A 25,423-nucleotide genomic window follows, 5' to 3' on the forward strand; every position below is an offset into this window, starting at 1 on the left:
TACGTTTAACTATGATTAAATAACAATACTCTTGTCTTAGAGTAAATTATTGTATTAGTAAAATATATTCTTCTCAAAATTTGCCTATTGTGATCTTCAAAGCTTTATCTAAAACATAAAAATTAAATATGGATTAGTAAAATAATATGATTATATAATTCTCTCTTGGGTATTATATTAAATGTAAAAAATATAATATATGATTTAAGGAGGATATATAGTATGAGAAATATAGGGATTGATGAACAAGGTGCAAAGGATTTAGCAGATGGTTTAAATATTTATTTAGCTAATTTACATGTGCTTTATACAAAGCTTCATAATTTTCATTGGAATGTTGAAGGAAAAGCATTTTTCCAAATTCACTCTAAATTAGAAGAACTTTATAATGGCACTGCGGAAGAAATAGATGAAGTTGCTGAAAGAATACTTCAATTAGGACATAGACCTATTGCAACAATGAAAGAATACTTAGAAGTAGCACAATTAAAAGAAGCTCCTAGCAAAAAGTATACTAGTGAAGAAATTTGTAACTCTTTACTAGATGACTATAGCTTTATGGCAAACGAACTTAGAAAAGGTATTAAACAAGCAGAAAAATATGATGATCAAGTTACTGTTGGTCTAGCTGTAGAAAAGCTTACAAAATTAGAAAAGACTATTTGGATGCTAAGTGCATTTTTAGCATAGGAACTAAAATTAAATAATAAATCGTGGTTGTCTGAATAAAGGCAACCACTTTTTATTTTTATTATTACTATATTTATACATTTATGGTACAATGATGATAATTAACTGCTTCAAGTTGGTAGGTATATCCATATATATAGTACAATATATATATATTTTACTTTTTGAAAAATTGATGCAATATTTTTAATATTCTGGATAGTATGAATATGCTCCTGAGTTTATAGGTTGCAAGAACAAAAAATCAGCTAAACACCTTAAAAATACTAGGTCATAGCTGATTTGTTTTTATTTTTTTATGTTGTGAACTATTTCTTTCCTATAAGAACGAATTTGCTCGATTCTTATATTTCTGTAATTTAGAGAAACACCAAATAATTTTTCGATATCTCTATAAATTTCATCTTGTTTATTAAGTGAGTAGATTCCATTGGTAATAAATCTACACGTCGCATTTCTAAGAGACTCTTGTATTCGTTTAATAGAGTATTTGTTTTTGAGTTTATTCTCTAAAATTCTCGAAATTAATAATGCTACGAAACAAATAAGAAAATGTCCTTCTATTCTATCCTCTCTTCGAACATAGACAGGACGACCTTCTAAATCTGACTTTAAAACTTTAAAAGATTCTTCTATCTTCCAAAGACCTCTATACCTTTCAATTATTTCTTCATCAGGCATTTCAAGCTCACTGGTAACAAGAGCATAATACCCATCTAAGGCCACATCTCTTTCGTACTTAGCGACTTCAAACTCTAAGAGCGTTTTTTTATCTTCCACTTCACCTGTAAAAGTATCTATCTCTATTTCTTTTAAATACTTTTTTACACCATAACGATTAGAAGCTTTATATTTCGAAGGATTTTCAAGATACTCTTGAATTTTTTCTTCTAATTTTTCTCTTTTGTGTTTTTCTCTAGCATCATAATCGGCGGCCCAGAAAGATACAACTTTTTCTTTGAGTGTAATTTCCTCACCATTTTCGTTATTAGTTTTTCTTTCCCTGAAGAAAGATTTAATCTTAAAAGTTTTAGTAGAGTTATAAACGTAGCCTTCATCTTTAAGAATTTCTTTTATAAATGTCTTAGAGCAAGACCTCTTACCTTTTGTGAAACTATGTAACCATCATTGTTTTCTACAAGAAAAGCTAGGTTTTTACCACTATTTAGAGCTTTGTCTCTTTGTTAGAATTACTCTCTCAAGAGCATATCTATTTTTCATATTCTTTAAGGCAGGAATAAGCATTGTACTATCATGGGTATTACCAGAAAAAGATCATACCCAACAGGTAGGCCTGCTCTATCAATTGCTAGACTCATTTGTACGATTGGCGTTGTTCTTTTTTGTTTAGAGATACCAACTTTTTTAAGATTATTTTCTAAGTCTGATTCAAAGTAATAGTTAGTTACATCAAAGAAAACAAGTGAAGTATCTCTACCGTGGATCTGTGAAACTTGTTGATGAAGATGTTGTTGTAGGTCTTCTTTAATATCCTTCATTAGAGAGAGAGACTCGTAAATAGAATTTATAGTTACTTTAAAAGATTCGAAATACTCATCTTTATTTTCAAATGTTGATTTTTTACTAGCAGGTTTCAGAATTCTTCCATATAGAAGCAATTGAAAAACTTCATTCAAGTCAAAAACATGCTTTCTTTTACGCATTTGTGATTTAAAAAACTGAGGTAAACTAAGCTCATTATAGAGTCTTTCAAGAAAAAAAGTAGCCATAGTTCTTATCAATTTCCATATCATCGTTACTATCACTAAGGTTCAATGTTAGATTTACTTGGTTTTTAGTTATCAATTTAGCAGAATCTTTTAGCTTTTGTAGAATATCCGGATCATTAGCCTCTAATTCTTCAAGATTGCCATAGCATTTAATAATTCTTTGTTTAGATTTACCATTTTCGTCACGGTAGCCTTCAACAAGATATACTTTTTTATACTTAGCTGTAGGACTCTTAGTCACTCTAATAAACATAAAATCACCCTCTTTTATTATATCACAGTACATCGAAGTACACAACGATTATTTCCAAAATTTCCAATAAAAAAACACCTGAAATTCAAGTGTTTTATTATCTTTTTAGTTTTTGAACCTATAAACTCAGGATATATTTTACTTTTTGAAAAATTGATGCAATATTTTTAATATTCTGGATAGTATGAATATGCTGTGTATATTGAAAAATGCGTATAATTTGATTGACATTTTACTAATTTTATTGGTATATTAGAGTATAGGCTTGATTATATTTCAGAATATTATCAAATCGCCTATTAGTTATTTTATCGCCTATATTTTTTCTCAGTAATAAAATGTTGGTGATTAAAATAGGATTGTTTGTGTGAAAGTGAACAAGCATTAATTATCTAAGGGGGGTTTTAAAAAAATGAAAAAGACTATAGTTTTAGTATTAGCTTTATGCTTAGTTGTAATGGCATTTGCAACTGGCTGTAGCAAACCTGCAACAACTGAAGTTGGAAAAGCAGCTGATAAGGATACACTAGTTGTAGCTACTATGTCAGACGCAAGATCATTAGACCCACATGCGACTAATGACCAGGCTTCATCAAGAGTTATGAAACAGTTATACAACACGTTAATGGAACAAAATGAAGATTTATCTTTAGATTTAGGACTTGCTGAAAGTTACGAAATGGTAAGTGAAACAGAGTACAAATTCGTACTTCGTCAAGGTGTAAAATTCCACAATGGTGAAGAATTAACAGCTAACGATGTTAAATTTACTTTTGAAAGAATGTTAGCGCCAGAAACTAAATCACCAGGTGCATTCTTATTAAATGCAGTGGATAGAATCGAAGTTGAAGATGATTATAACTTCACTATTCATTTAAAATTTGCATTCGGACCATTTATAACTCATTTAGGACATACTGCAACAGCAATCTTAAATGAATCAGCTGTAGTAGCATCAGGTGCTGACTATGGAAGAAATCCTGTTGGAACAGGTCCTTTCAAATTTATTAAATGGAACTCTGGAGATTCTATCGAGTTAGAAAGATTTGAAGACTATTATGAGGGACCAGCTGCTTCTAAGTTTGTAACATTTAGATTTATTACAGAAAATACTCCAAGAGCAATTGCATTAGAAACAGGCGAAGTAGATGTTATCTATGATGCAGGTCCAGATGATTTCCCGAACTTAGAAAACACTGAGGGAATTACTGCTCTTAAAACAGATGGATTAACAACGTTCTTTATGGGCTTTAACACAAACAAAGCGCCATTTAACGATGTAAGAGTTAGAAAAGCTATTACTTTAGCTTTAGATACAGAGTTAGCAACAGAAGTTGCATTCAAAGGATATGCTACTGTAGCTAAAGGTCCTTTAGCACCAAATGTTGCATTTGCTAAAACTGATTTACCAGGATACGCTCAAAATTTAGAAGAAGCTAAAGCATTATTAGCAGAAGCTGGATTTGAAAACGGGTTCAAAACAACTATTTGGACAAATGATAATCCAATAAGAATTAAGTACGCTGAAATCTTCCAAGAGCAATTAGCCCAAGTTGGAATTGAAGTAGCAATAGAAATTATGGAGTTTGCTCCATATCTACAAAGAACTTCTTTAGGTGAGCATGATATGTATCTATTAGGTTGGGTTGCGGTAACTGGAGATGCAGACTACGGTCTTTACTCTCTATTCCACTCTAGTCAATTTGGTGATGCTGGAAATAGATCATTCTATTCTAACCCTAGAGTTGATGAATTATTAGATATCGGTAAAACAAGTGCTGATGAAGCAGATAGAGCTGCAGCATATGATGAAGCACAACAAATAGTAGTAGATGAAGCTCCATTACTATTCCTAGCATTTAGAGATGAACTTAATGCTCATAGAGATTATGTTGAAGGTTTTAGACCTCATATAGCAGGACATCACAAATTATATAAAGTTTACAATAAGTAATACATTGAATTAAAAGACACTAAATAACAATAAATTGGGTCATGCATAATGACCCAATTTTCAATTAATACGGAATTTGGGGGAAATTGTATGCATAGGTATATTCTGAGACGATTACTATTACTAATACCTGTTATGCTGGGAGTTTCATTTGTAGTTTTTACTATTATGTATTTTACACCTGGTGATCCAGCTCAGGTAATGTTAGGAGAAAGAGCACCAAAAGAGGAAGTGGAAGCTTTAAGAGAACAGATGGGACTTAATGACCCATTCCATGAGCAATACTTTAATTTTGTAAAAAATGCCCTTAAAGGGGATTTAGGTAGATCACTTGTAACAAAACAACCAGTTACAAGCGAATTAATGGGGAGGTTTCCTGCGACATTACAATTAGCTGCAGCTGCGGTATTGATAGCTGTTCTTATAGGTATTCCAATTGGAATTATCTCCGCAACCAAGCAATACTCGGTCTTCGATATGGTAAGTATGGTTTTTGCCCTAATCGGAGTTTCAATGCCTAACTTTTGGCAAGGGTTAATGATGATATTACTATTTTCAGTAACATTAGGTATGCTGCCTTCAGGTGGCTATGGTACATTTAGACATTTAATTTTGCCTGCTTTAACCATAGGTACAAGTTCAGCGGCTATAATTACACGAATGACACGTTCAAGTATGCTTGAGGTAGTAAGACAGGACTATATTAGAACAGCTAGAGCTAAGGGCTTAAAAGAAAGTGTTGTTATTAATAGACACGCTCTTAAAAATGCACTTATACCAATTGTAACAGTTATTGGTTTGCAGTTTGGATATCTTTTAGGTGGGGCAGTTTTAACAGAGTCAATATTTTCATGGCCAGGTGTTGGAAGACTTATGGTTGATGCAATAAGACAAAAAGACTACTTTGTAGTTCAAGGTGGAGTATTATTAATTGCACTAGCTTTCAGTCTTGTAAACCTAACTGTTGATATTCTTTACGCGTTTTTAGATCCTAGAATAAAGGCTCAATATAAATAAGGGGGGTATATGATGAAAACTACAATTGAAAAACAAACTACTACAGTCATTCAACCTAATGCCCCTAAAAAACATAAAAAAAGAAGCCAATGGGCAGAGGTTTGGAGAAGTTTAAGAAGAAATAAAATGGCTATGTTTGGATTAGCAGTATTATTAATTATTGTATTTACAGCGATCTTTGCTGACCAACTAGCACCATATAGCTACAGAGATCAAAACTTAAGAAATATTAATCAACCACCAAATAGTCAACATATTTTAGGTACTGACGACTTAGGTCGAGATATGTTAAGTAGAGTTATTCATGGTTCCCGTATATCTTTACAAGTAGGTTTAGTTGCTGTAGGCATATCAATTATCCTTGGGGGCTCTTTAGGAGCTTTAGCTGGTTACTATGGTGGAAAATTAGATAATGCTATTATGAGATTTATGGATATATTTCTAGCCATTCCGCAGATTTTACTTGCTATTGCAATAGTAAGTGCCTTTGGTGGGGGGCTAATAAAGGTAATGATTGCTGTTGGTATAAGCTCCGTTCCAACATATGCTAGGATTGTTAGGGCTTCTGTTATTACTATAAAGGAACAAGAATTTATTGAGGCAGCAAGAGCTATTGGAGCAAATGATTTTAGAATTATAACAAAACATATCATCCCTAACTCAATGGCACCAATAATTGTACAGGGTACCTTAGGGGTTGCAGGGGCAATTCTTTCTGCCGCTGGGCTAAGCTTCATTGGATTAGGAATTACACCACCTACTCCTGAATGGGGAGCTATGTTGTCAAGTGGTAGAAACTTAATTAGAACTGCACCACACGTTGCTACGTTTCCTGGTCTTGCAATTATGATTACAATATTTGCATTGAACCTTTTAGGTGACGGTCTAAGGGATGCATTGGACCCACGACTTAAACAATAATTGGGATTGGAGTGAATAAACCGTGTCAGAGGTAATTTTAGATATAAGGAATCTTAGAGTTGAATATAAAACTCAGGATGGTTCTGTAAAAGCAGTAGAAAACCTTTCTTTTAACCTAAGAAAAGGTGAAACCTTAGGATTAGTAGGGGAGACAGGAGCTGGTAAAACTACAACAGCTCTATCAATTATGCAGTTAGTACCGAATCCTCCTGGAAAAATATTAGAAGGACAAATATTATTTAATGGAGAAGATTTGCTTCTTAAAAGAACTGAAGAAATGAGAAAAATTAGAGGTAATAAAATATCTATGATATTCCAAGACCCTATGACATCTCTTAATCCTGTAATGCCAGTAGGCTTTCAAATTACAGAATCCATTGCACTTCATCAAAAGCTAAATAAAAAGGAAGCTGCTATAAAAGCTGAAGAAATGCTAGATTTAGTTGGTATTCCAAAGGCAAGAGCTGGAGAGTTCCCACATCAATTTAGTGGTGGTATGAGACAAAGGGTTGGTATTGCCATGGCCCTATCATGTAACCCTGAGTTACTAATATCCGATGAGCCTACTACAGCCTTGGACGTTACAATTCAAGCGCAGGTTCTCGAACTTATGAAAAAGTTAAAGGAGCAATTCAAAACTTCAATGCTTCTAATAACACATGACTTAGGTGTAGTGGCTGAGGTGTGTGATAAGGTTGCAATTATGTACGCAGGGAAAGTTGTTGAATTTGCAGATGTTAATGCACTTTTCACTGAGCCAAAGCATCCATATACTAAGGGACTATTTGGTTCTATTCCAAGTTTAGATGAAGAGGTAGATAGGCTAAATCCTATTAGAGGTACAATGCCAGACCCTACTAATCTTCCTACTGGATGTACATTCCATCCTAGATGCCCTCATACTCAAGAGATTTGTAAAACTAGGGAGCCAGATATAGTTGAACTTGAAGATGGTACTAAAATCTCATGTTTAATATATCAAGGGCTTGTAGCTACTGGAAAATAGGGGGGAAGATTATGAAGGAAACTTTATTAAAAGTAAATAATCTAAAAAAATATTTCCCAACTAAGAAAGGGTTATTACATGCGGTTGATGGTGTAAACTTTGAAATTAAGAAAGGTGAAACCCTAGGTATAGTTGGGGAAAGTGGTTGTGGTAAGTCTACTACGGGTAGAGTAGTGTTAAGATTAATTGAAGCAACTGATGGTGAAATATTATTTGAAGGAAAAGACATTAGAAAATATAGCGAAAGACAAATGAGAGATGCTAGAAAAGAAATGCAAATTGTGTTTCAGGATCCATTTGCTTCACTAAATCCAAGACTAAGTCTTTCAGAAATAATTGGTGAGCCTTTTGAAATATTCAATATGTATAAACCAAAGGAAAGAGAAGAAAAAGTTGTAGAGTTAATGGAATTAGTTGGGCTAAGTGAAAGACTAGTGAACACATATCCCCATGAGTTAGATGGGGGAAGAAGACAAAGAGTTGGAGTTGCAAGAGCATTAGCTTTAAATCCAAAGTTTATTGTTTGTGATGAACCAGTTTCTGCTTTAGACGTTTCTATTCAGGCACAAATATTAAATTTAATGCAGGACTTACAAGAAAAGCTTGGCTTAACATATATGTTTATTTCTCATGACTTAAGTGTTGTTAAGCATATAAGTGATAGAATTGCAGTAATGTATTTAGGAAAAGTTGTAGAGATAACTACATCTAAGCAAATATTCCAGAACCCACTACATCCATATACACAAGCACTATTATCTGCTATACCAATTCCTAAAATTGGACAGAAAAGGAATAGAATTATACTTGAAGGAGATGTTCCAAGCCCTATAAACCCACCAAATGGCTGTAGGTTTGCAGGAAGATGTCCATATGTAATGGATAAATGCTTTGGACTTGAACCAGAGTTAATAGATGTAGGCGGAGATCACTCAGTAGCTTGTCATTTAGTTAATAAATAGTATATTCAATAATATAGCCCATGGGACACCATGGGCATTTTGCATAAGCTTTTAAAATGAATTTTTCTAAGTAATAGTCTAATAATATATATAATTATAATATATAAGGGTGGTTTTTATGAGGATTAATAAATATATTAGTGAAACAGGGTTCTGCTCAAGAAGAGAAGCAGATAAGTTAATTGAAGCTAAAAGAGTTAAAATAAACGGGGGTATAGCAGAAGTAGGTAGTATTGTAGAGATTGGGGATACAGTATACATAGATAATAATAAAACTGGTAAAAAGAAAAAAGCTATATATATAGCCCTTAATAAACCAGTAGGAATAACTTCAACTACTGAAAAACATATTGAAGGTAATATAGTAGACTTCGTTAATCACCCAGAGAGAATATTCCCAATTGGTAGGTTAGACAAGGATTCTGAGGGCTTAATATTACTGACTAATAATGGGGATATAGTAAATAAAATTTTAAGGGCAGAAAATAACCATGAGAAAGAATACATAGTAACAGTAAATAAAAAAATAACTGAATCCTTTATTGAGGGTATGGCTAAGGGTGTTAACATTTTAGGTACTAAAACAAAACCCTGCAAAGTCACTGCCATAAGTGATCGCGTTTTCAAAATTATCCTAACACAAGGGCTAAATAGACAGATTAGGAGAATGTGCCAAAAATTTGATTACAGGGTTGTAAAGCTTAAACGAATTAGGATAATGAATATACATTTAGGCGACCTTAGAATAGGTAAATGGAGAAATCTAACAAGTGGTGAATTAAGTGAGCTAATGAAAAATATCGACTATTAACTAATAGTTTACTCTCACTAAAATGAATCTTATACCCTTATTACTCCAGCCCAAATCCCATGGAACCCTATGTCTGTCAGAGTTATGAGAGTTTACCAGGGCATAGCCCTTTGAATCAGCTGAGGTTACAACAGATATATGGGTTACCTTCCCTTGTTTTTCGTAAGCAACATAATCACCTGGTATTAATTTATATGTGCTCTCTAGTACCTCCGCATAGGCTCCACGGGCAATTACAGATCCTCTTCCGCTATTTAACATATAGTCATTAAAACCATGGGCATTTATCCATGACTTACTCCCGGCCCCTCTTTCATAATTCCAAGTTCGATTTTTCTTAAACTGCGCCCCCTCATATAGCATTTGTGATGCAAAATTTGCACAGTCACCACCAAGACTATTATAATTTCTATATTTAGAATTATATTTAAATCCATACTTAGGAAGACTTGCGGCTCCACTATACATATCTACGTACTCCACAGCTTTTACCCTTCTTTCATTAAGGTTGGAAAGATCTTTGGGCGTCCCTGAATGGATAGTTTCTTTAATTTTGTTACTTTTTATATCATCTAATTCCAAGGAATCAGCAAATGGGTCCGTATACCATTCTTTACTAATAATCCAACCTTCTTCCTCATGGGGCATTAAGTCAATAGAATGATAAGTACCAATTCTAAAGGAATTAGTATCACGAGAGTCTTCATATTTATATATATATTCCGTTGAAACAAGCAGATTAAGGGTGTAGCCTTCATTTTTCGCTTGAGCAGATCTTATTATAATATGAGAGTTTATATCATGAAATTGTACACCTTGTTTTTCTGACCATTTATGTAAATACTTCATTTTTTTTATTTCGTGCTCATATGCCCATAAGCTTTTTTGTTCTGTCCTAATATATAATTCGTCTAATCCTTCAGTATCAGCTTTTAATAAGACACTATTTCTAAATTCAAAAATCTCATTTATTTTAGCATCTAAAAACTTTTGTAACCCTTCATCTAACTCAGTAAATGATGACATAGAGGTAGGCCTATGTAGATAGGACATTAATCCTGCGAATATGACAATTATAACTAGTATAATTATTATTGCATAAGTGAATTTTTTTTTAGAAATTATTACAATCATATTTAACTCCCCCAATAAATGCTCTCCTATGATTATTATGAATTTAGGGCTAGTACTATAACTTCTATTTAAAAAGAAAAAAGGCAGGAAGATTGACATTGTATAGAGAATAATAAAGATGTTAAAATTATTGTATATGTAAAATGTTTACATAGGATTAATAAGGAGGCAATGAAATGATTCAAAGAACTTTAGGAAAAACAAATTTTGATATAGGTGTAATAGGTTTCGGTGGCATTCCGATTCAAAGACTTCCAGAGGATAAGGCTGTTTCAATAGTAAAACTGGCACTTGAAAAGGGTGTTAATTTTATTGATAGTGCTAGGGCCTATGGAGATAGTGAGAGACTAATTGGACTAGCTTTAAAGGGCCATAATAAAAAATGCTTTATTGCTACTAAATCTATGTCTAGAACTTATGATGCTATGAAAAAAGACCTAGAAATCAGTCTAAAAAATTTTGACTGTGGTGTTATAGATTTGTATCAATTTCACTTAGTAAAGACTAAGGGGCAATTAGATCAAATAATGGGACCAGACGGGGCTTATAGAGCATTAAAGGAAGCACAAGAGCAAGGCCTTGTAAAGGAAATTGGCATAACAAGTCATGACTTCGACTTAATTAATTATGCCCTTGATACTGATTATTTTTCAACTATTCAATTTCCATATAATATAGTTGAAAGTCAGGGGGAGGCTTTATTTAAAAAGGCAGCAAAAAAGAATATTGGCGTTATAATTATGAAACCAATGGCTGGTGGAGCCCTAGATAATGGAAATTTAGCTATTAGATACATACTTGAAAATCCAAATATCTCAGTAGTAATTCCTGGTATGGATGAAGAAAAGCAAGTAGAGGAAAATCTAAATGCTGGAATTAACTACATTCCATTATCTGAGGATGAGAAAGATGCTATAGATAAAATTAAAAGAGAGTTAGGAACAAAATTCTGCAGACGATGTGGATATTGTCTACCATGTCCTCAAGGAATAGATATACCAGCTGCATTTTTAATGGAGGGGTATTTCACGAGATACGATTTAACAGAATGGGCACAATCAAGATATGACGCCTTACCTCATAAGGCTTCTGAATGTATAGAATGTGGTGCCTGTGAGCCTCGATGTCCATATAATCTGCAAATAAGAGACATGTTAAAGGACGTTGCATTAAAACTAGAGAAAAGATAGGGAATTAAATTTAATGGACTTTATGCACTTCAAAAAAATGCTTAAAGTTCTTTTTATTTGTTTTTTAAGAAGTAAATGTACAAATACTATAGTAACAAGTTTAAATTTTGCTTAAATATGGTATTATATTAAGAGTATACAATAAAGAAAAGAAGGTGAACTATGATAGAAATAGGAAAAATTCAAAAGCTAGAAATATTAAGAATGACTTCAGTCGGAGCGTTTTTAAACTCTAAAGAAGATTCAGATGGCGACGATATACTTTTACCAAACAATCAGATTGATAGCGATTTAGAGGTTGGAGATGAAGTAGAGGTTTTCGTTTATAGGGACTCAGAGGATAGATTAATTGCTACTGTAAATAAGCCTAAGCTAACCTTAGGTCAATTAGCTTATTTAAAAGTTGTGGATGTAACAAAAATAGGTGCTTTTATGGACTGGGGCTTAGAAAAGGATTTACTGCTACCATTTAACGAGCAAACTGTTCGTGTAAGAGTAGGTAAGGAGTATTTAGTTGCGCTTTATTTGGATAAAAGTCAAAGATTATGTGCAACTATGGATATATATAAATATTTACAGGAAGACGCACCATACAAAGAAGATGCTAGGGTTAGAGGTATAGTATATAAAGTAAATGAAGATGTGGGTGTCTTTGTGGCTGTAGATAATACATATTATGGTCTAATTCCAAAAAGTGAAGTATTTAGGGATTATAAAGTTGGAGAAAGAATCGAAGCTAGGGTAGTAAGGGCTAGGGAAGATGGAAAACTAGATTTAAGTATGAGAGAAAAGGCTTATCTACAAATGGATGAAGACTCCAAACTAATTTTAGAAAAGCTTGAAAATAATAATGGAATACTATATTTAAATGATAAAAGTGATGCCAATGCAATTAAATTAGAATTAAATATGAGTAAAAATGCTTTTAAAAGAGCAGTTGGTAGACTACTTAAAGAAGGAAAGATTAAATTTATAGATAATGGTATTGAATTATTAGATTAGCATAGGCTAAGAGAGGATAACATGATGATGAAAAAACTTAGGGCTATAGGAACAAGCTTTTTATTTATGGGTATTTATCTATCCTTTCAACTAATTTATCTTACTGTCGTTAGTTTTATGTTTGGTATAAAGTATGGTGGATTAGAACAAGAGATATTCACAGAAAACTTAGATCGGATGCTGTCCACAAATACTTTATTAGCCATAATATTTTCAGCATTTTTTTCAATATTATTGTATTATCGATTGTGCAATAACAGAAAGAAAAACTTTATTGAATGTTGTACCTTTGAAAGAATAAGCTTGAAAGATATATGCATATCTGCCTTAGGTGGGTTTACTTTTTTATTTATAAATGGATATATTGTAGGCCTAATAAGATATTTAGGTATTTTAACTAATTATATGGATTCCTTTCAGGAATTTTCTAATAGTATATACTCTGCTAATATAGCACTACTTATAATCAGTGTAGGTGTAGTAGGACCAATAATAGAAGAAATAATATTTAGGGGATTGATTTTTAATGAGCTAAAAGCAAATATGCCCACTAGAACCGTAGTAATAGTACAGGCGGTTTTATTCGGCATATTTCATATGAGAGCTATACAAATGATATACGCTACGTTATTAGGACTATTTTTAGGTGTAGTATTTGTAAAAACTAAAACTATTTTGGCCCCAATTATTTTGCATATAACCTACAATATAACGAGCGTAATGGTAAGCAACTATGGAAGTGATACAATTTTTGGACAATACTTTAATTATATAGTTGTACTTAGTTTCATTATAGTAGCTGTAATATTACTATATTTATTTAAAAATAAATCAAATAGCATTAAGGATGAGCTAATACTTTAAGTAAAGATATAATTTAAACCCTAGGGTCATATTATTTTGACCCAGGGGTTTATTTTTTTGTTTTAAAAAAGTTATTAAAGGACAATATAATTCATGTAGTGCAACAATAAGGGAGGCTATATGAATGAAAAAGTTGATTTTTTACTTAAAACCATATATAAAATTAGTAATATTAGCTCCGCTGCTTATGTTATTTGAAGTTTCAGCTGAATTAATACAGCCTCTACTCATGGCATCTATAGTTGACTATGGAATTAAAACTGGAGACATTGTATTCATTATGCGTACTGGAGCAATTATGATTGGAGTTGTAATAATCGGAGCTTTAGGTGGGGTGGGAAGCACTATTTGCGCCAGTTTTGTTTCACAAAATTATGGTGCTGATTTAAGGATGGATTTATTTAAAAATATACAGGCATTTTCATTTACCAATATTGATAGCTTTAAATCATCATCACTGATTACGAGATTGACTAATGATGTAGTGTTATTGCAAAATGTAATTCAGTCATCCCTCAGAATAGTACTTAGGGCACCAATATTTATAATAGGTGGATTGGCTATTGCTTTTAGAATAAATGCAAGGTTAGCATTAATTATGGTCCTCATAGTACCTGTTATTGGATTAGTTTCAGTAATTGTTATGAGAAAGGCTTTTCCAATGTTTAAAAAGGTCCAACGAGGACTAGATAAAGTAAATAGCGTAATTCAAGAAAACTTAGCTGGAGTTAAAGTGGTAAAGGCTTTTATGCGTATGGAATTTGAAAAGAAAAGATTCAATAAATCAAATGAAGAATTGATGGATAGCATGATACAAGCAACAAGATTAGCTGCAATAATTTTACCACTTATGATACTACTTATGAATTTAAGTATAGTGGCAGTGGTATGGTTCGGAGGGGTACAAGTAAATTTAGGAAATATGCAGGTTGGAGAAGTACTGGCATTTATAAATTATATGACACAAATACTATTTTCTTTAATGATGGTGGCTTTTATGCTTATGTTTGCATCTAGGGCAAAGGCTTCTGTTGACAGGGTGATAGAGGTATTAGAAACCGAACCAAGTATCAACGATAATAAATTATATACTAATGAAAAACTTATAATTCATGGCAACATATGCTTCAAAAATGTGTACTTTAAATATGAAAATAAAGAGGTTTTGACTAATATTAATCTAAATATTAAATCTGGAGAAACCCTAGGAATAATTGGATCAACTGGGACTGGAAAGACTACATTAGTTAATCTAATAGCTCGGTTCTATGATGTAACCAGTGGTGAGATTCTGATAGATGGTAATAATGTGAAAAACATTCCATTAAAACAACTGCGGGAAAATATAAGTATGGTATTGCAGGAACCAATTTTGTTTTCAGGAACTATAGTGGAGAATATTCTTTGGGGTAGAGAAAATGCTAGTATGGATGAAGTTATATATTCGACAAAGATGGCTCAAGCCCATGATTTTATTGAAAAGTTCACTGAAGGATATAACACAGTTTTAGGCCAACGAGGAGTGAATTTATCTGGAGGGCAAAAACAAAGGATTTCCATTGCTAGAGCATTACTTAAAAAACCGAAAATTCTAGTTTTAGATGATAGTACCAGCGCAGTTGATATGATTACGGAAGTGAAAATTCTAAATGCACTTAAAGAGCAACTTTCAGATGTAACTAAAATTATAATTGCTCAAAGAATAAGTTCCATAATAGAAGCGGATAAAATCGTTGTTTTAGAACAGGGAAGCATAGTGAGTATTGGTAGTCATAAAGAACTAGTTGAGCATTCAGCAATCTATAAAGAAATATACAACTCACAAATAGGGGAGGCTGTTAATTGAGATGAGGAAGGAAGGTCCAAAGGAGAATAGTATACGTCGAATGGCTTCTAATATAAATGGACTAATTAACCCGGAAACAAAAACGGAAAACTCAAAAGATACTCTAAGACGCCTATGGACATATTTAGGAAGAAAGAATACGAAACTATTTTTAGTGTTTATTTTAGTCGTACTAAGTACATTACTAGGGCTAGCCGGACCCTATTTAATTGGCTTAGCCATAGATAGTATTAAACTAGGCCAGGCATCGATTAACTTCACTAGGTTAAGAAATTTAATATTTCTTATGACTGCTACATACCTACTAAGTACATTTTTAACATGGCTTCAAATGTATATAATGATTGATATCTCACAAAAAACAATAAGGAATATTAGACGGGACATATTTGAAAAGCTACAAAGCTTACCCCTTAGCTTTTTTGAGCTAAAAACCCATGGGGAGCTTATGAGTCGATTAACAAATGATGTTGAAAATATCAATCACTCTCTAACACAAAGCACGATACAATTGTTCACTAGTATAATAACTATATTAGGTGTGGCGGTAATTATTTTTATAATAAATCCAATACTAGCTTTATTAAGTCTTATTACTATACCAATAGGTATAATAATTACGAAAATAATTTCAAATCGTACTCGTAATTATTTTAGTGAACAGCAAACGGAGCTAGGCAATTTAAATGGTCATATAGAAGAAAATATAACTGGTCTAAAAGTAATAAAAGCCTTTGCACAAGAAGAAAAGTCTATTGAAAAGTTTAATGAGATTAATATAAGACTAAGGAAATCAAGTGTAAGGGCACAAATATATTCAGGAATTATACTTCCACTTGTGAATATATCCAATAATTTAAGTTTTGCTATTGTGGCTATAGTTGGAGGTGTAATGGGTGCTAGAGGAGTTATCACAATAGGTACAATTGCAATGTTTCTAAGTTACTCAAGAATATTTACTAGGCCGATAACTGAAATCGCTAATCAATATAATATGGTTCAATCGGCAATTGCTGGGGCAGAAAGAGTATTTGAGATTATTGATGAAACTTCTGAAAAAGATTTAAAGGAAGGTCTAGTAGAGTTAGATAAGGTTAATGGTGAAATTATATTTAAAAATGTAAACTTTGCATATAAGGATGAAGAGATAGTGCTAGAAAATATTAATTTTATAGTAAAGCCAGGTCAAAAAATAGCCTTAGTAGGAGAAACTGGTGCAGGTAAAACAACAATAGTAAATTTGCTTATGAGATTCTATGATTTGCATTCTGGTGAAATATTAATCGATGGTTGTAATATAAATAAAATTACTCGAAAAAATCTACGAAATAATATAAGTATGGTTCTGCAAGATAACTATTTATTTGCAGGAACTATTATGGAGAATATTCGTTATGGAAAATTAGATGCTACGGATGAAGAAGTTAGGAAGGCTGCAAAGCTTGCAAATGCGCATTTGTTTATATTAAAGCTGACAGAAGGATATGATACTTTAGTAACTGAAGGGGGTAATAGTTTAAGTCAAGGTGAGAGACAATTACTTTCTATTGCAAGAGCAATATTAGCTAAGGCTTCTATATTAATATTGGATGAAGCAACAAGTAGTGTTGATACTAGAACAGAGATAAAAATTCAGCAGGCAATGAATACCTTAATGAGAGATAAAACAAGTCTTATTATTGCACATAGACTAAGTACTATAAAAGATGCGGATCAAATTTTAATTATAAATGACGGTAAAATTGCTGAAAAAGGAACTCATCAACAATTACTCCAACAAAAGGGTCTTTATTATAGCCTGTACTATAGCCAAATTAGTAATAGAGTTTCGTAAATATTAAAAATTATAAAATAATAGTGGAAAATATATACTTATATTGATAATATATTCCTATAACGTATTAGAATATATAAATTAACAGTGGACAAAATATATTTGTAACTGTACGTAACTAGTTTTGAATAGGAGGGATTTTGTGCGAGAAGGCGTGATTCCAGCTCTATTAGGTACCGGTGTTACAGCAACAGGTATAGCATTAAAAACTTTAACGATGGCTGACGACAATATGGATATGGGTGACAGAATGGATCGTGACAAGTTAATGCCATTAGTTGCAGCAGGTATTATAGGATTTGGGTTAGCACATGTCGTACTAGGAACCATAGATATAATTCAGGACAATAGATGGTAACAGTTATAAAGATAGGGTGGTAACACCCTTTCTTTAATTAAATAAAACAGAAAGGGGAGCTTGTATTGAAAGAAATAGTATTAGCAGGAGGTTGTTTTTGGGGTGTTGAGGCATATATGGGTAGAATTAAAGGGGTAGTCGAAACTTTAGTTGGATATTCTAACGGAGACTTAGTAGATCCTACATATGAAGATGTAAAAACTTCGACTACAGGACATGCAGAAGTTTGTTATATAAAATATGATGAAAATATAATAAGTTTAGAGGCACTTTTAAATAAATTTTGGAATATTATTGATCCGACTGTATTTAATAGACAAGGGCCAGATATAGGATCTCAATATAGAACTGGAATATTTTACATAAACGAAGAAGATCTAAAAACTATTATAAAGACTAAAGAAGAGCAACAGAAGAAATATGATAAAAAAATTGTTACTGAGATAGAACCATTAAAAAGTTTTTATCCAGCTGAAGAGTACCATCAAAAGTATCTTGAAAAAAACCCAAATGGTTATTGTCATATAGATTTAAGTACAATGTAGTAAAGAAGGTAGTGGCAGGAGAAATCCCCTGCCATTAATTATTTGCTTTGCATCATCTCTTTTACTTGCTTAACATCCTTATCTCCACGACCGGATAAATTGACTATAATTATTTTATCCTTTGGAAGATCTTTAGCTAGCTTAATTGCATAGGCTACAGCATGGGAACTTTCTATAGCTGGAATAATACCTTCTGTTTTTGATAGGGAAAAGAAGGCATCAAGAGCTTCTTGGTCTGTAATAGAAACATATTCTGCTCTGCCAGAAGCATGATAGTGGCTATGTTCAGGGCCTACTCCAGGATAATCCAAACCCGCTGCAATTGAATGAACTGGCAGAGGATCACCATTTTCATCTTGAAGGGTATAGCACTTAAACCCATGAATCACTCCAACAGAGCCTTTAGATATAGAGGCGGCATGCTCTTCTGTATCCAGTCCTTTACCAGCAGGTTCAACACCTACTATTTTTACTTCTTTATCTTCTACAAAAGGATGGAAGAGACCAATGGCATTACTACCACCACCTACACATGCAATAACATAGTCTGGTAATCTATTTTCTGCCTCTAGGATCTGTTTTCTAGCTTCAATTCCGATAATGCTTTGGAACTCTCTAACCATTATCGGATATGGATGAGGGCCAACTGCTGAACCTAGTAAATAGAAGGTTGAATCAGCGTTTTGCACAAAATCTATTAATGCAGCGTCTACTGCATCCTTTAAGGTTTTTGTTCCAGTTGTAACTGGTACAACTTTAGCACCTAGTAGTTCCATTCTAAAAACATTAAGTTCTTGTCTTTTAGTATCAATTTCACCCATATATATCGTACAGTCAATTCCAAATAGGGCACATACAGTTGCTGTGGCTACCCCATGCTGACCAGCTCCAGTTTCAGCAATTATTCTTTTTTTACCCATTCGCTTAGCAAGAAGCACTTGGCCAACTGTGTTATTAATTTTGTGAGCCCCAGTATGGTTTAAGTCTTCACGTTTTAAATATATTTTAGCACCACCTGCATTTTCAGTTAATCTCTCTGCAAAGTATAAAGGATTTTCTCGACCAATATATTGTTTTTGATAATATGCTAACTCCTCTAAAAATTTTGGATCATCAATAAATCTAAAGAAGTTCTCCTCTACTTCCTTTAATATTTTTTTTAGCTCCTCTGGAACAAAACATCCGCCAAACTCTCCGAAGTATCCATTATTATTTTTCATTTTTACTTCCTCCTCTTATATTTAAATTATTGTGTATAAATAATTGTTTATAAAATAAAAAAACGCCCTAAACATGTGTAAATAAATACACATATAAAGGACGGTTATATATAGACCGCGGTGCCACCTTAATTGGTAATGATACCCTCTTTTTTCAAATACGGGATAAATATCCGATATTCTATCTCTATAACGGGAGAACCCGTGTTGCCTACTAATTATTTCAGCTCCAACTCATAAGTCCATTCAGTACGATCGTTAATACTAGGATTCCACCACCCCTAGCTCTCTTTAAATAAACCACATACTTACTTCTCTTAATCATCACTTTAATCGTATTTTTTTATAATTGTATAGGTAAAAGTTGTAACTGTCAAGAGATTAAACTTAAATTTCAGAATAATTTTAATATTTCGTGTATTTTTCAAACTATAGACAAACTAGATAAAATATTAGAAAATATAAACAAGACATCAATTTAGTGTATTAAAGTAAAGAAGCATTAAAGAATGAGGAGGCAAAAAAATGTTTACTAATCCAGTAGTTTTATCAGTTCTTATTATGACTGTATTATGTCTTTTAAAATTAAACGTTATTATTTCATTAATTATTGCAGCTTTAGCTGGTGGAATCTTAGCAGGTATGCCTGTTTCTGAAATAATGAAAACTTTAATAGGTGGAATGGGTGGAAATGCCGAAACGGCATTAAGCTATATTTTAATTGGGGCTTTTGCTGTAGCGGTTACAACAACAGGCGCAACTGAGCTATTAACAAGAAAAGTCGGTACATTAATGAAAAAGAAAAGCTTTATTTTAGTTCTTCTGATTGCAGCTGTAAGCTCACTTTCACAAAATCTTATACCGGTACATATTGCTTTTATACCGATATTAGTACCACCACTATTAGCACTATTCAATAAACTTAATATTGATAGAAGGGCAGTAGCTTCAGCTTTAACATTTGGTTTAAAAGCACCATATGTAGCATTACCTGTAGGATATGGACTTATATTTCACAACATAATTAGAGATCAGATGACAGCTAACGGCATGGAAATAACTACTGATATGGTATATAAAGTTATGTGGATTCCAGGGTTAGCTATGGTATTGGGACTACTTATAGCAGTTTTCTATACTTACAGAAAGCCTAGAGAGTACAATGTGGACTTAGTAGTACAAGAAATAGCAGCTACAACTGATACACCAGTTAATATGATTGGAGTGTATGCTTCATTAGTAGGTGCCATTGCTGCCTTAGCAATACAAATTAAAGTAGGTTCTTTACCCTTAGGGGCATTGGTTGGACTTTTAATTATGCTTTTATCTGGTGCAATTAAGTTCAAAGACTTAGATAAATTTGTTAACAGCGGTATCGGAATGATGGGTTTCATTGCCTTTGTAATGTTAGTTGCTTCAGGTTATGGATCAGTTATACGTGCAACTGGTGGAGTTGATTTATTAGTTCAAGCAGTATCTAGTGTTATGACAACTAAGTTAATTGGTGCAACAGTAATGATTTTATTAGGCTTAGTAATAACAATGGGAATAGGTACTTCCTTTGGAACAATTCCAATAATTGCAGTTATATATGTTCCTCTAGCAACAGCTATCGGATTCAGTATACCAGCAACAATTCTTCTTATAGGAACTGCTGCAGCTCTTGGTGATGCTGGGTCACCAGTATCAGATAGTACTCTAGGGCCTACAGCAGGATTAAATGCAGATGGGCAGCACGATCACATTTGGGACACTTGTGTACCTACATTTATTCACTACAATATCCCATTAGTTATATTTGGTATATTAGGAGCTCTTATTTTATAATCTTAAATAAATAGCTAAATTTCAACCAGTTACGTAAATTAGTAACTGGTTGTTTATATTTTTTATAGTTTTATCTAATTATTCAGAATATAATTCCTTTGATTAAGAAGATTATTCGTGTTAAAATAATATATTATTATTAGTTGTTTATTACTATTTATTAAGTAGAGAGATAGGAGGGAAAAGATGAACACTAGAAAATTATTATATAATTTAATTATAACAGGGTTATTAATGGCCTTAGTAACAGTTGCAACAATGCTGATCAAAGTGCCGATTCCAGTAACTAATGGATATATACATGTAGGGGATAGTATGATTTTCTTAGCTGCAATTATGTTTGGTAAAAGAAAAGGGGCTCTTGCTGGGGGTATAGGCTCAGCTTTTGCAGATTTACTATGGGGGTATCCACAATGGATATTACCAACTTTAGTTGTAAAGGGGCTAATGGGTTATTTAGTTGGAGCAATTGCAGATCAAGATAATGATAACGTAATTAATTTAAGAAATATTCTAGCATTAGTTATAGGTGCTATAACTATGGCAACAGGCTATTTATTTGTGGGTGCTATTATGACTGGAAGCTTTGTTGCAGTTTTAGTTGAGGGGTTCCCGGCTGACTTAGTTCAAGGATTCGGTGGGGCCGCACTATTTATACCAATCGGTATTGCTTTAAAAAAAACAGATTATTTCAAAGGATCTATACTAAATAAAAGCTTATAAAGATAATTAAGATATAGTCTAGACTATATCTTTTTCTTTTAGGGGGACGGCTAAATGGAAAGTAGAAAGATATATTCTTTAAGTATACTAACTTTAATAATACTTACATTAACGAGTTCAATTACAGCAAATGAAATATTGAACGGTAACAGTAGAGTTACGGATAGGACACACAGCATAATAGCCAATGAAATAGTAAAAAATATGACTTTAGAAGAAAAAGTTGGTCAGATGTTTATCGTTGATGCTGCTGGCTATAAACATAAACAGCCAACAGGTGGCATTATACTATTTCAAAATGACATACATAGCATTGAGCAAATAGTTAACTTAACTAGTAATATACAAAAAAATTCTAAGATCCCTTTATTTATTGGTATAGATCAAGAAGGTGGAAATGTAAACCGACTAACAATAGGAACAACTACGGCAGGTAATATGGCCATAGGGGCCACAACATCAGAAAATTTTGCATTTGACACAGGAAAACTAATAGGGGATGAATTAAGTTTACTAGGCATCAATGTAAATTTTGCCCCTGTACTTGATGTTAATAATAATCCAACAAACCCGATAATAGGGATAAGGTCCTTTAGTTCTAATGCTAGTTTAGTTGGGGAATTGGGTGTTGGATATATGAAAGGTTTAAAAAGAAGTGGGGTAATTGCTGTGGGGAAGCATTTTCCTGGACATGGTGACACTAATGTTGACTCTCACTTAGGCTTACCGACTATAGGACATAAGTTAGACAGATTAAATGACATAGAACTAAAACCCTTCCAAAATGCTATAGATAATAGCATAGAAATGATTATGACTGCCCATATTACATTTCCTACAATTGACAGTACAACTATTAAATCTAAAAAAGATGGACAAGCTATTACTATTCCTGCAACCTTATCACATAAGGTTATAACTGAGTTACTACGAGAAGAAATGGGCTATAGGGGTGTTGTAATTTCTGACGCGTTTAATATGAAAGCAATAGCTGATCACTTTTATGAAGAAGAATCGGTAGTTATGGCCATAAATGCTGGTGTAGATATTATATTAATGCCAATAAATAAAGAAAGGGCATATAATAGAGTTCTGAGAGAAGTAAAACTAGGAAATATTTCAGAGGAACGTATAAATGAATCAGTCATAAGGATTATTGAGCTAAAGAGTAAATATGGCATCTTAAAGCAAAATAATATAAGTAGCGACGCTAATAAATTCAAGATAGAAAAGGGAAAGATCATAGTTGGGGGTGTAGACCATAAAAGAATAGAAGAGGTAATCTCAGATAATTCAGTTACTCTCCTAATAAATGAAAATAATGTTTTGCCTTTTAATATTAAGGATGGGGATAATATTCTTTTAATTACGCCTAATCTTAGAAGTAGGGATAATTCATTAAAAGCTATAAATAAGCTAATAGGTAATGGTAAAGTAATTATAGATTCAATAATTTATTCTTCTGGTACAGAACTAAACTTAGCACAAAAGAGCAAGATAAGTAAGGCCGATTATATAATTATGGGCACAAACAATTTAAGAAATAGAGATCGAAGAATAGATTATATTAACCAGCTTATTAGTTATACTAATAAGCAGGACATTCCACTAGTTGTGTTTTCAACTGGGAATCCCTATGATATTATGTACTTACAACATACCAAAGCATATATTGCCACCTACGGAGATTTTGATAGTAATATTAATTCTAGTTTAAAAGTAATATTAGGAAAGATAAGTCCAAAGGGTAAACTTCCAGTTGATATACCGAATAAAGATGCAACTGGATTGCTATTCGAGTTTGGTCATGGATTGGAGTACTAATGTTAATTGACATTAGATATAAAAAAAGATAAAATCAATTTGTTATGAAAATTTAAATTAAAGAAAGAGGATTAGTAGTATGACGTTAGATAGATTTATAGATGAGGTTAAAAGAAGGAGAACATTCGCTATTATATCCCATCCAGATGCTGGTAAAACTACATTAACTGAAAAATTACTTCTTTATGGAGGTGCTATTAGATTAGCAGGTTCAGTTAAGTCTAGAAAAACACAAAAACATGCGGTATCTGATTGGATGGAAATAGAGAAACAAAGAGGTATTTCGGTTACATCGAGTGTTCTACAATTTAATTATAATAATTACTGTATAAATATATTAGATACTCCTGGCCATCAGGATTTCAGTGAAGATACCTATAGGACTTTAGTCGCTGCAGATAGTGCCGTAATGGTTATTGACTGTGCTAAAGGGGTAGAGGCCCAAACTAAAAAGTTATTCCATGTATGTAAAATGAGAAATATACCTATATTTACTTTTGTTAATAAGCTAGATAGAGCTGGTAAGGACCCTTTTGAGTTAATGGAAGAGATTGAACAAGTGCTTGGAATCCGTTCTTATCCAATGAATTGGCCTATAGGAACTGATGGTAATTTTAAAGGGGTATATAATAGAATAGATAACCAAATCGAGCTATTTGAAGGTGGAAACCATGGGCAGTCAGTTGTTTCTTCTGTTTCAGGTGAGGTTTCAGATCCGGTTTTTAAAGATTTACTAGGTGAGCATCTGCATAAACAGCTAATGGATGAGATTGAGCTATTAGATATAGCAGGAGATGACTTCGATTTAAATAAAATTTTAAAAGGTGAGCTTACCCCTGTATTCTTTGGAAGTGCCATGACGAATTTTGGGGTACAACCTTTTCTGGAATCTTTCTTAGAAATAACAACACCGCCTTTAGCTAGACAAAGTAATCTAGGGTTAATCGATCCGGAAACCCAAAACTTTACTGGTTTTGTATTTAAGATACAAGCAAATATGAATCCTGCCCATAGGGATAGAATAGCCTTTATTAGAATATGTTCTGGAAAATTTGAAAAAGGTATGGCAGTTAATCACGTTCGTGCAAAAAAAGTTATAAAGCTATCACAACCACAACAATTTTTAGCTCAGGATAGAGCAGTAGTAGAGGAAGCATACCCTGGTGATATAATTGGTGTACATGACCCTGGTATATTTAATATAGGAGATACTTTATGTCAGGATGCATCTAAAATAAAGTACGAAGGTATTCCTGTTTTTGCACCAGAACATTTCGCAAAAGTATTTGCTAAAGACTCAATGAAAAGAAAGCAATTTTTAAAAGGTGTAGACCAGTTATCTGAAGAGGGAGCTATACAAGTATTTAAAAGACCTCATGTAGGAGTTGAAGAATTAATTATCGGTGTAGTTGGGGTCCTTCAATTTGAAGTATTAGAATACCGTTTAAAAAATGAGTATGGTGTAGATATTCAAATGCAGCAGCTTCCTTACAAATATATTAGATGGGTTGAAACAGAGAAGTTTGATCCGGATACATTTAGTATAACTATGGATACATTAATAGTTGAGGATCAGGATGATAAACCTGTTTTATTATTCCAAAACGAATGGTCTATACAAAAAGTAGAAGAGAGAAACAAAAACGCCGTATTAAAAGATATATCCTCAAGAAATGATGATAATTAGAACAGAACCCTCAGTTAATACGACT

General features: G+C 32.8%; 23 protein-coding genes and 1 other annotated feature. Of the genes, 18 read left to right on the plus strand and 5 right to left on the minus strand.

From position 1 onward, the window contains the following. Window positions 1-222 precede the first annotated feature (222 nt). Window positions 223-690 carry a Dps family protein gene (locus tag HZR23_RS08420; RefSeq protein WP_132849833.1) on the plus strand — a complete coding sequence of 156 codons (468 nt, stop codon included), beginning with the start codon at window positions 223-225 and terminating at the stop codon, window positions 688-690. Window positions 691-978: 288 nt separating this feature from the next. Here the strand turns inward: HZR23_RS08420 and HZR23_RS08425 are convergent, their stop codons facing one another. From HZR23_RS08425 to HZR23_RS08435, 3 genes are all read right to left on the minus strand, one after another. After that, complete coding sequence (locus HZR23_RS08425) at window positions 979-1,767, minus strand: IS1634 family transposase (protein WP_213050356.1); 789 nt, start codon at window positions 1,765-1,767, stop codon at window positions 979-981. 149 nt (window positions 1,768-1,916) lie between these two features. Further along, the gene (locus HZR23_RS08430; RefSeq protein ID WP_213050191.1) at window positions 1,917-2,420 is read right to left on the minus strand and encodes an IS1634 family transposase; all 504 of its coding nucleotides are present in this window, start codon (window positions 2,418-2,420) and stop codon (window positions 1,917-1,919) included. After that, on the minus strand, window positions 2,401-2,706 hold the full coding sequence (locus HZR23_RS08435; RefSeq protein WP_213050192.1) for a hypothetical protein: 306 nt from the start codon (window positions 2,704-2,706) through the stop codon (window positions 2,401-2,403). Before HZR23_RS08435 ends, HZR23_RS08430 begins: the two co-directional genes overlap by 20 nt. 379 nt (window positions 2,707-3,085) lie before the next feature. Between HZR23_RS08435 and HZR23_RS08440 the strand changes: the two genes are divergently transcribed. The 6 genes from HZR23_RS08440 (at window position 3,086) to rluF (ending at window position 9,344) form a co-directional block, all read left to right on the plus strand. Continuing rightward, window positions 3,086-4,627: a glutathione ABC transporter substrate-binding protein gene (locus HZR23_RS08440; RefSeq protein ID WP_132849100.1), complete on the plus strand. Its 1,542-nt coding sequence runs from the start codon at window positions 3,086-3,088 to the stop codon at window positions 4,625-4,627. Window positions 4,628-4,717: 90 nt separating this feature from the next. After that, window positions 4,718-5,644 carry a nickel ABC transporter permease gene (gene nikB / locus HZR23_RS08445; protein WP_132849101.1) on the plus strand — a complete coding sequence of 309 codons (927 nt, stop codon included), beginning with the start codon at window positions 4,718-4,720 and terminating at the stop codon, window positions 5,642-5,644. 9 nt (window positions 5,645-5,653) lie between these two features. Next, window positions 5,654-6,565, plus strand: a complete 912-nt coding sequence (locus HZR23_RS08450; RefSeq protein WP_132849102.1) for an ABC transporter permease — start codon at window positions 5,654-5,656, stop codon at window positions 6,563-6,565. Between the two features lie 22 nt (window positions 6,566-6,587). Further along, complete coding sequence (locus tag HZR23_RS08455) at window positions 6,588-7,571, plus strand: ABC transporter ATP-binding protein (protein ID WP_132849103.1); 984 nt, start codon at window positions 6,588-6,590, stop codon at window positions 7,569-7,571. Between the two features lie 11 nt (window positions 7,572-7,582). After that, window positions 7,583-8,533 (plus strand): ABC transporter ATP-binding protein, encoded by a 951-nt coding sequence (locus HZR23_RS08460; RefSeq protein WP_165913727.1) that lies wholly within the window; start codon window positions 7,583-7,585, stop codon window positions 8,531-8,533. Between the two features lie 118 nt (window positions 8,534-8,651). Then, window positions 8,652-9,344: a 23S rRNA pseudouridine(2604) synthase RluF gene (rluF, locus tag HZR23_RS08465; protein ID WP_132849104.1), complete on the plus strand. Its 693-nt coding sequence runs from the start codon at window positions 8,652-8,654 to the stop codon at window positions 9,342-9,344. Here rluF and HZR23_RS08470 read toward each other — a convergent pair whose 3' ends face one another. Further along, entirely contained in the window at window positions 9,345-10,478 is a 1,134-nt protein-coding gene (locus tag HZR23_RS08470; RefSeq protein ID WP_132849105.1) for an amidase domain-containing protein, read from the minus strand. Window positions 10,479-10,654: 176 nt separating this feature from the next. On the opposite strand from HZR23_RS08470, the gene HZR23_RS08475 reads away from it, so the two are divergent. The 7 genes from HZR23_RS08475 (at window position 10,655) to msrA (ending at window position 18,117) form a co-directional block, all read left to right on the plus strand. Continuing rightward, window positions 10,655-11,668: an aldo/keto reductase gene (locus HZR23_RS08475; protein WP_132849106.1), complete on the plus strand. Its 1,014-nt coding sequence runs from the start codon at window positions 10,655-10,657 to the stop codon at window positions 11,666-11,668. 162 nt (window positions 11,669-11,830) lie between these two features. Beyond that, a complete protein-coding gene (locus HZR23_RS08480) occupies window positions 11,831-12,670 on the plus strand; it encodes a CvfB family protein (protein WP_132849107.1) in 840 nt (279 codons plus the stop codon). A 21-nt stretch (window positions 12,671-12,691) separates the two neighbouring features. Next, window positions 12,692-13,534 (plus strand): CPBP family intramembrane glutamic endopeptidase, encoded by an 843-nt coding sequence (locus HZR23_RS08485; RefSeq protein ID WP_132849108.1) that lies wholly within the window; start codon window positions 12,692-12,694, stop codon window positions 13,532-13,534. A gap of 124 nt (window positions 13,535-13,658) precedes the next feature. Beyond that, on the plus strand, window positions 13,659-15,380 hold the full coding sequence (locus HZR23_RS08490; RefSeq protein WP_132849109.1) for an ABC transporter ATP-binding protein: 1,722 nt from the start codon (window positions 13,659-13,661) through the stop codon (window positions 15,378-15,380). A 1-nt stretch (window position 15,381) separates the two neighbouring features. Next, window positions 15,382-17,214, plus strand: a complete 1,833-nt coding sequence (locus HZR23_RS08495; RefSeq protein ID WP_132849110.1) for an ABC transporter ATP-binding protein — start codon at window positions 15,382-15,384, stop codon at window positions 17,212-17,214. Between the two features lie 142 nt (window positions 17,215-17,356). Continuing rightward, entirely contained in the window at window positions 17,357-17,572 is a 216-nt protein-coding gene (locus HZR23_RS08500) for an asparagine synthase (RefSeq protein ID WP_132849111.1), read from the plus strand. A gap of 65 nt (window positions 17,573-17,637) precedes the next feature. After that, window positions 17,638-18,117: a peptide-methionine (S)-S-oxide reductase MsrA gene (msrA, locus tag HZR23_RS08505; RefSeq protein WP_132849112.1), complete on the plus strand. Its 480-nt coding sequence runs from the start codon at window positions 17,638-17,640 to the stop codon at window positions 18,115-18,117. A gap of 38 nt (window positions 18,118-18,155) precedes the next feature. Here msrA and trpB read toward each other — a convergent pair whose 3' ends face one another. Further along, window positions 18,156-19,337, minus strand: a complete 1,182-nt coding sequence (gene trpB / locus HZR23_RS08510; protein WP_132849113.1) for a tryptophan synthase subunit beta — start codon at window positions 19,335-19,337, stop codon at window positions 18,156-18,158. A 93-nt stretch (window positions 19,338-19,430) separates the two neighbouring features. Then, window positions 19,431-19,671 (minus strand) — a binding site (T-box leader). Window positions 19,672-19,862: 191 nt separating this feature from the next. On the opposite strand from trpB, the gene HZR23_RS08515 reads away from it, so the two are divergent. The 4 genes from HZR23_RS08515 to HZR23_RS08530 all read left to right on the plus strand — a co-directional run bounded on the left by HZR23_RS08515 (window position 19,863) and on the right by HZR23_RS08530 (window position 25,398). After that, window positions 19,863-21,164 carry a Na+/H+ antiporter family protein gene (locus HZR23_RS08515; protein WP_132849114.1) on the plus strand — a complete coding sequence of 434 codons (1,302 nt, stop codon included), beginning with the start codon at window positions 19,863-19,865 and terminating at the stop codon, window positions 21,162-21,164. Between the two features lie 186 nt (window positions 21,165-21,350). Continuing rightward, the gene (locus HZR23_RS08520) at window positions 21,351-21,887 is read left to right on the plus strand and encodes an ECF transporter S component (protein WP_132849115.1); all 537 of its coding nucleotides are present in this window, start codon (window positions 21,351-21,353) and stop codon (window positions 21,885-21,887) included. Window positions 21,888-21,941: 54 nt separating this feature from the next. Further along, window positions 21,942-23,711: a glycoside hydrolase family 3 protein gene (locus tag HZR23_RS08525; protein WP_132849116.1), complete on the plus strand. Its 1,770-nt coding sequence runs from the start codon at window positions 21,942-21,944 to the stop codon at window positions 23,709-23,711. A 79-nt stretch (window positions 23,712-23,790) separates the two neighbouring features. Next, window positions 23,791-25,398 (plus strand): peptide chain release factor 3, encoded by a 1,608-nt coding sequence (locus HZR23_RS08530; RefSeq protein ID WP_132849117.1) that lies wholly within the window; start codon window positions 23,791-23,793, stop codon window positions 25,396-25,398. Window positions 25,399-25,423: the final 25 nt, after the last annotated feature.

This window comes from Serpentinicella alkaliphila (assembly GCF_018141405.1).
GTDB lineage: Bacteria > Bacillota > Clostridia > Peptostreptococcales > Natronincolaceae > Serpentinicella > Serpentinicella alkaliphila.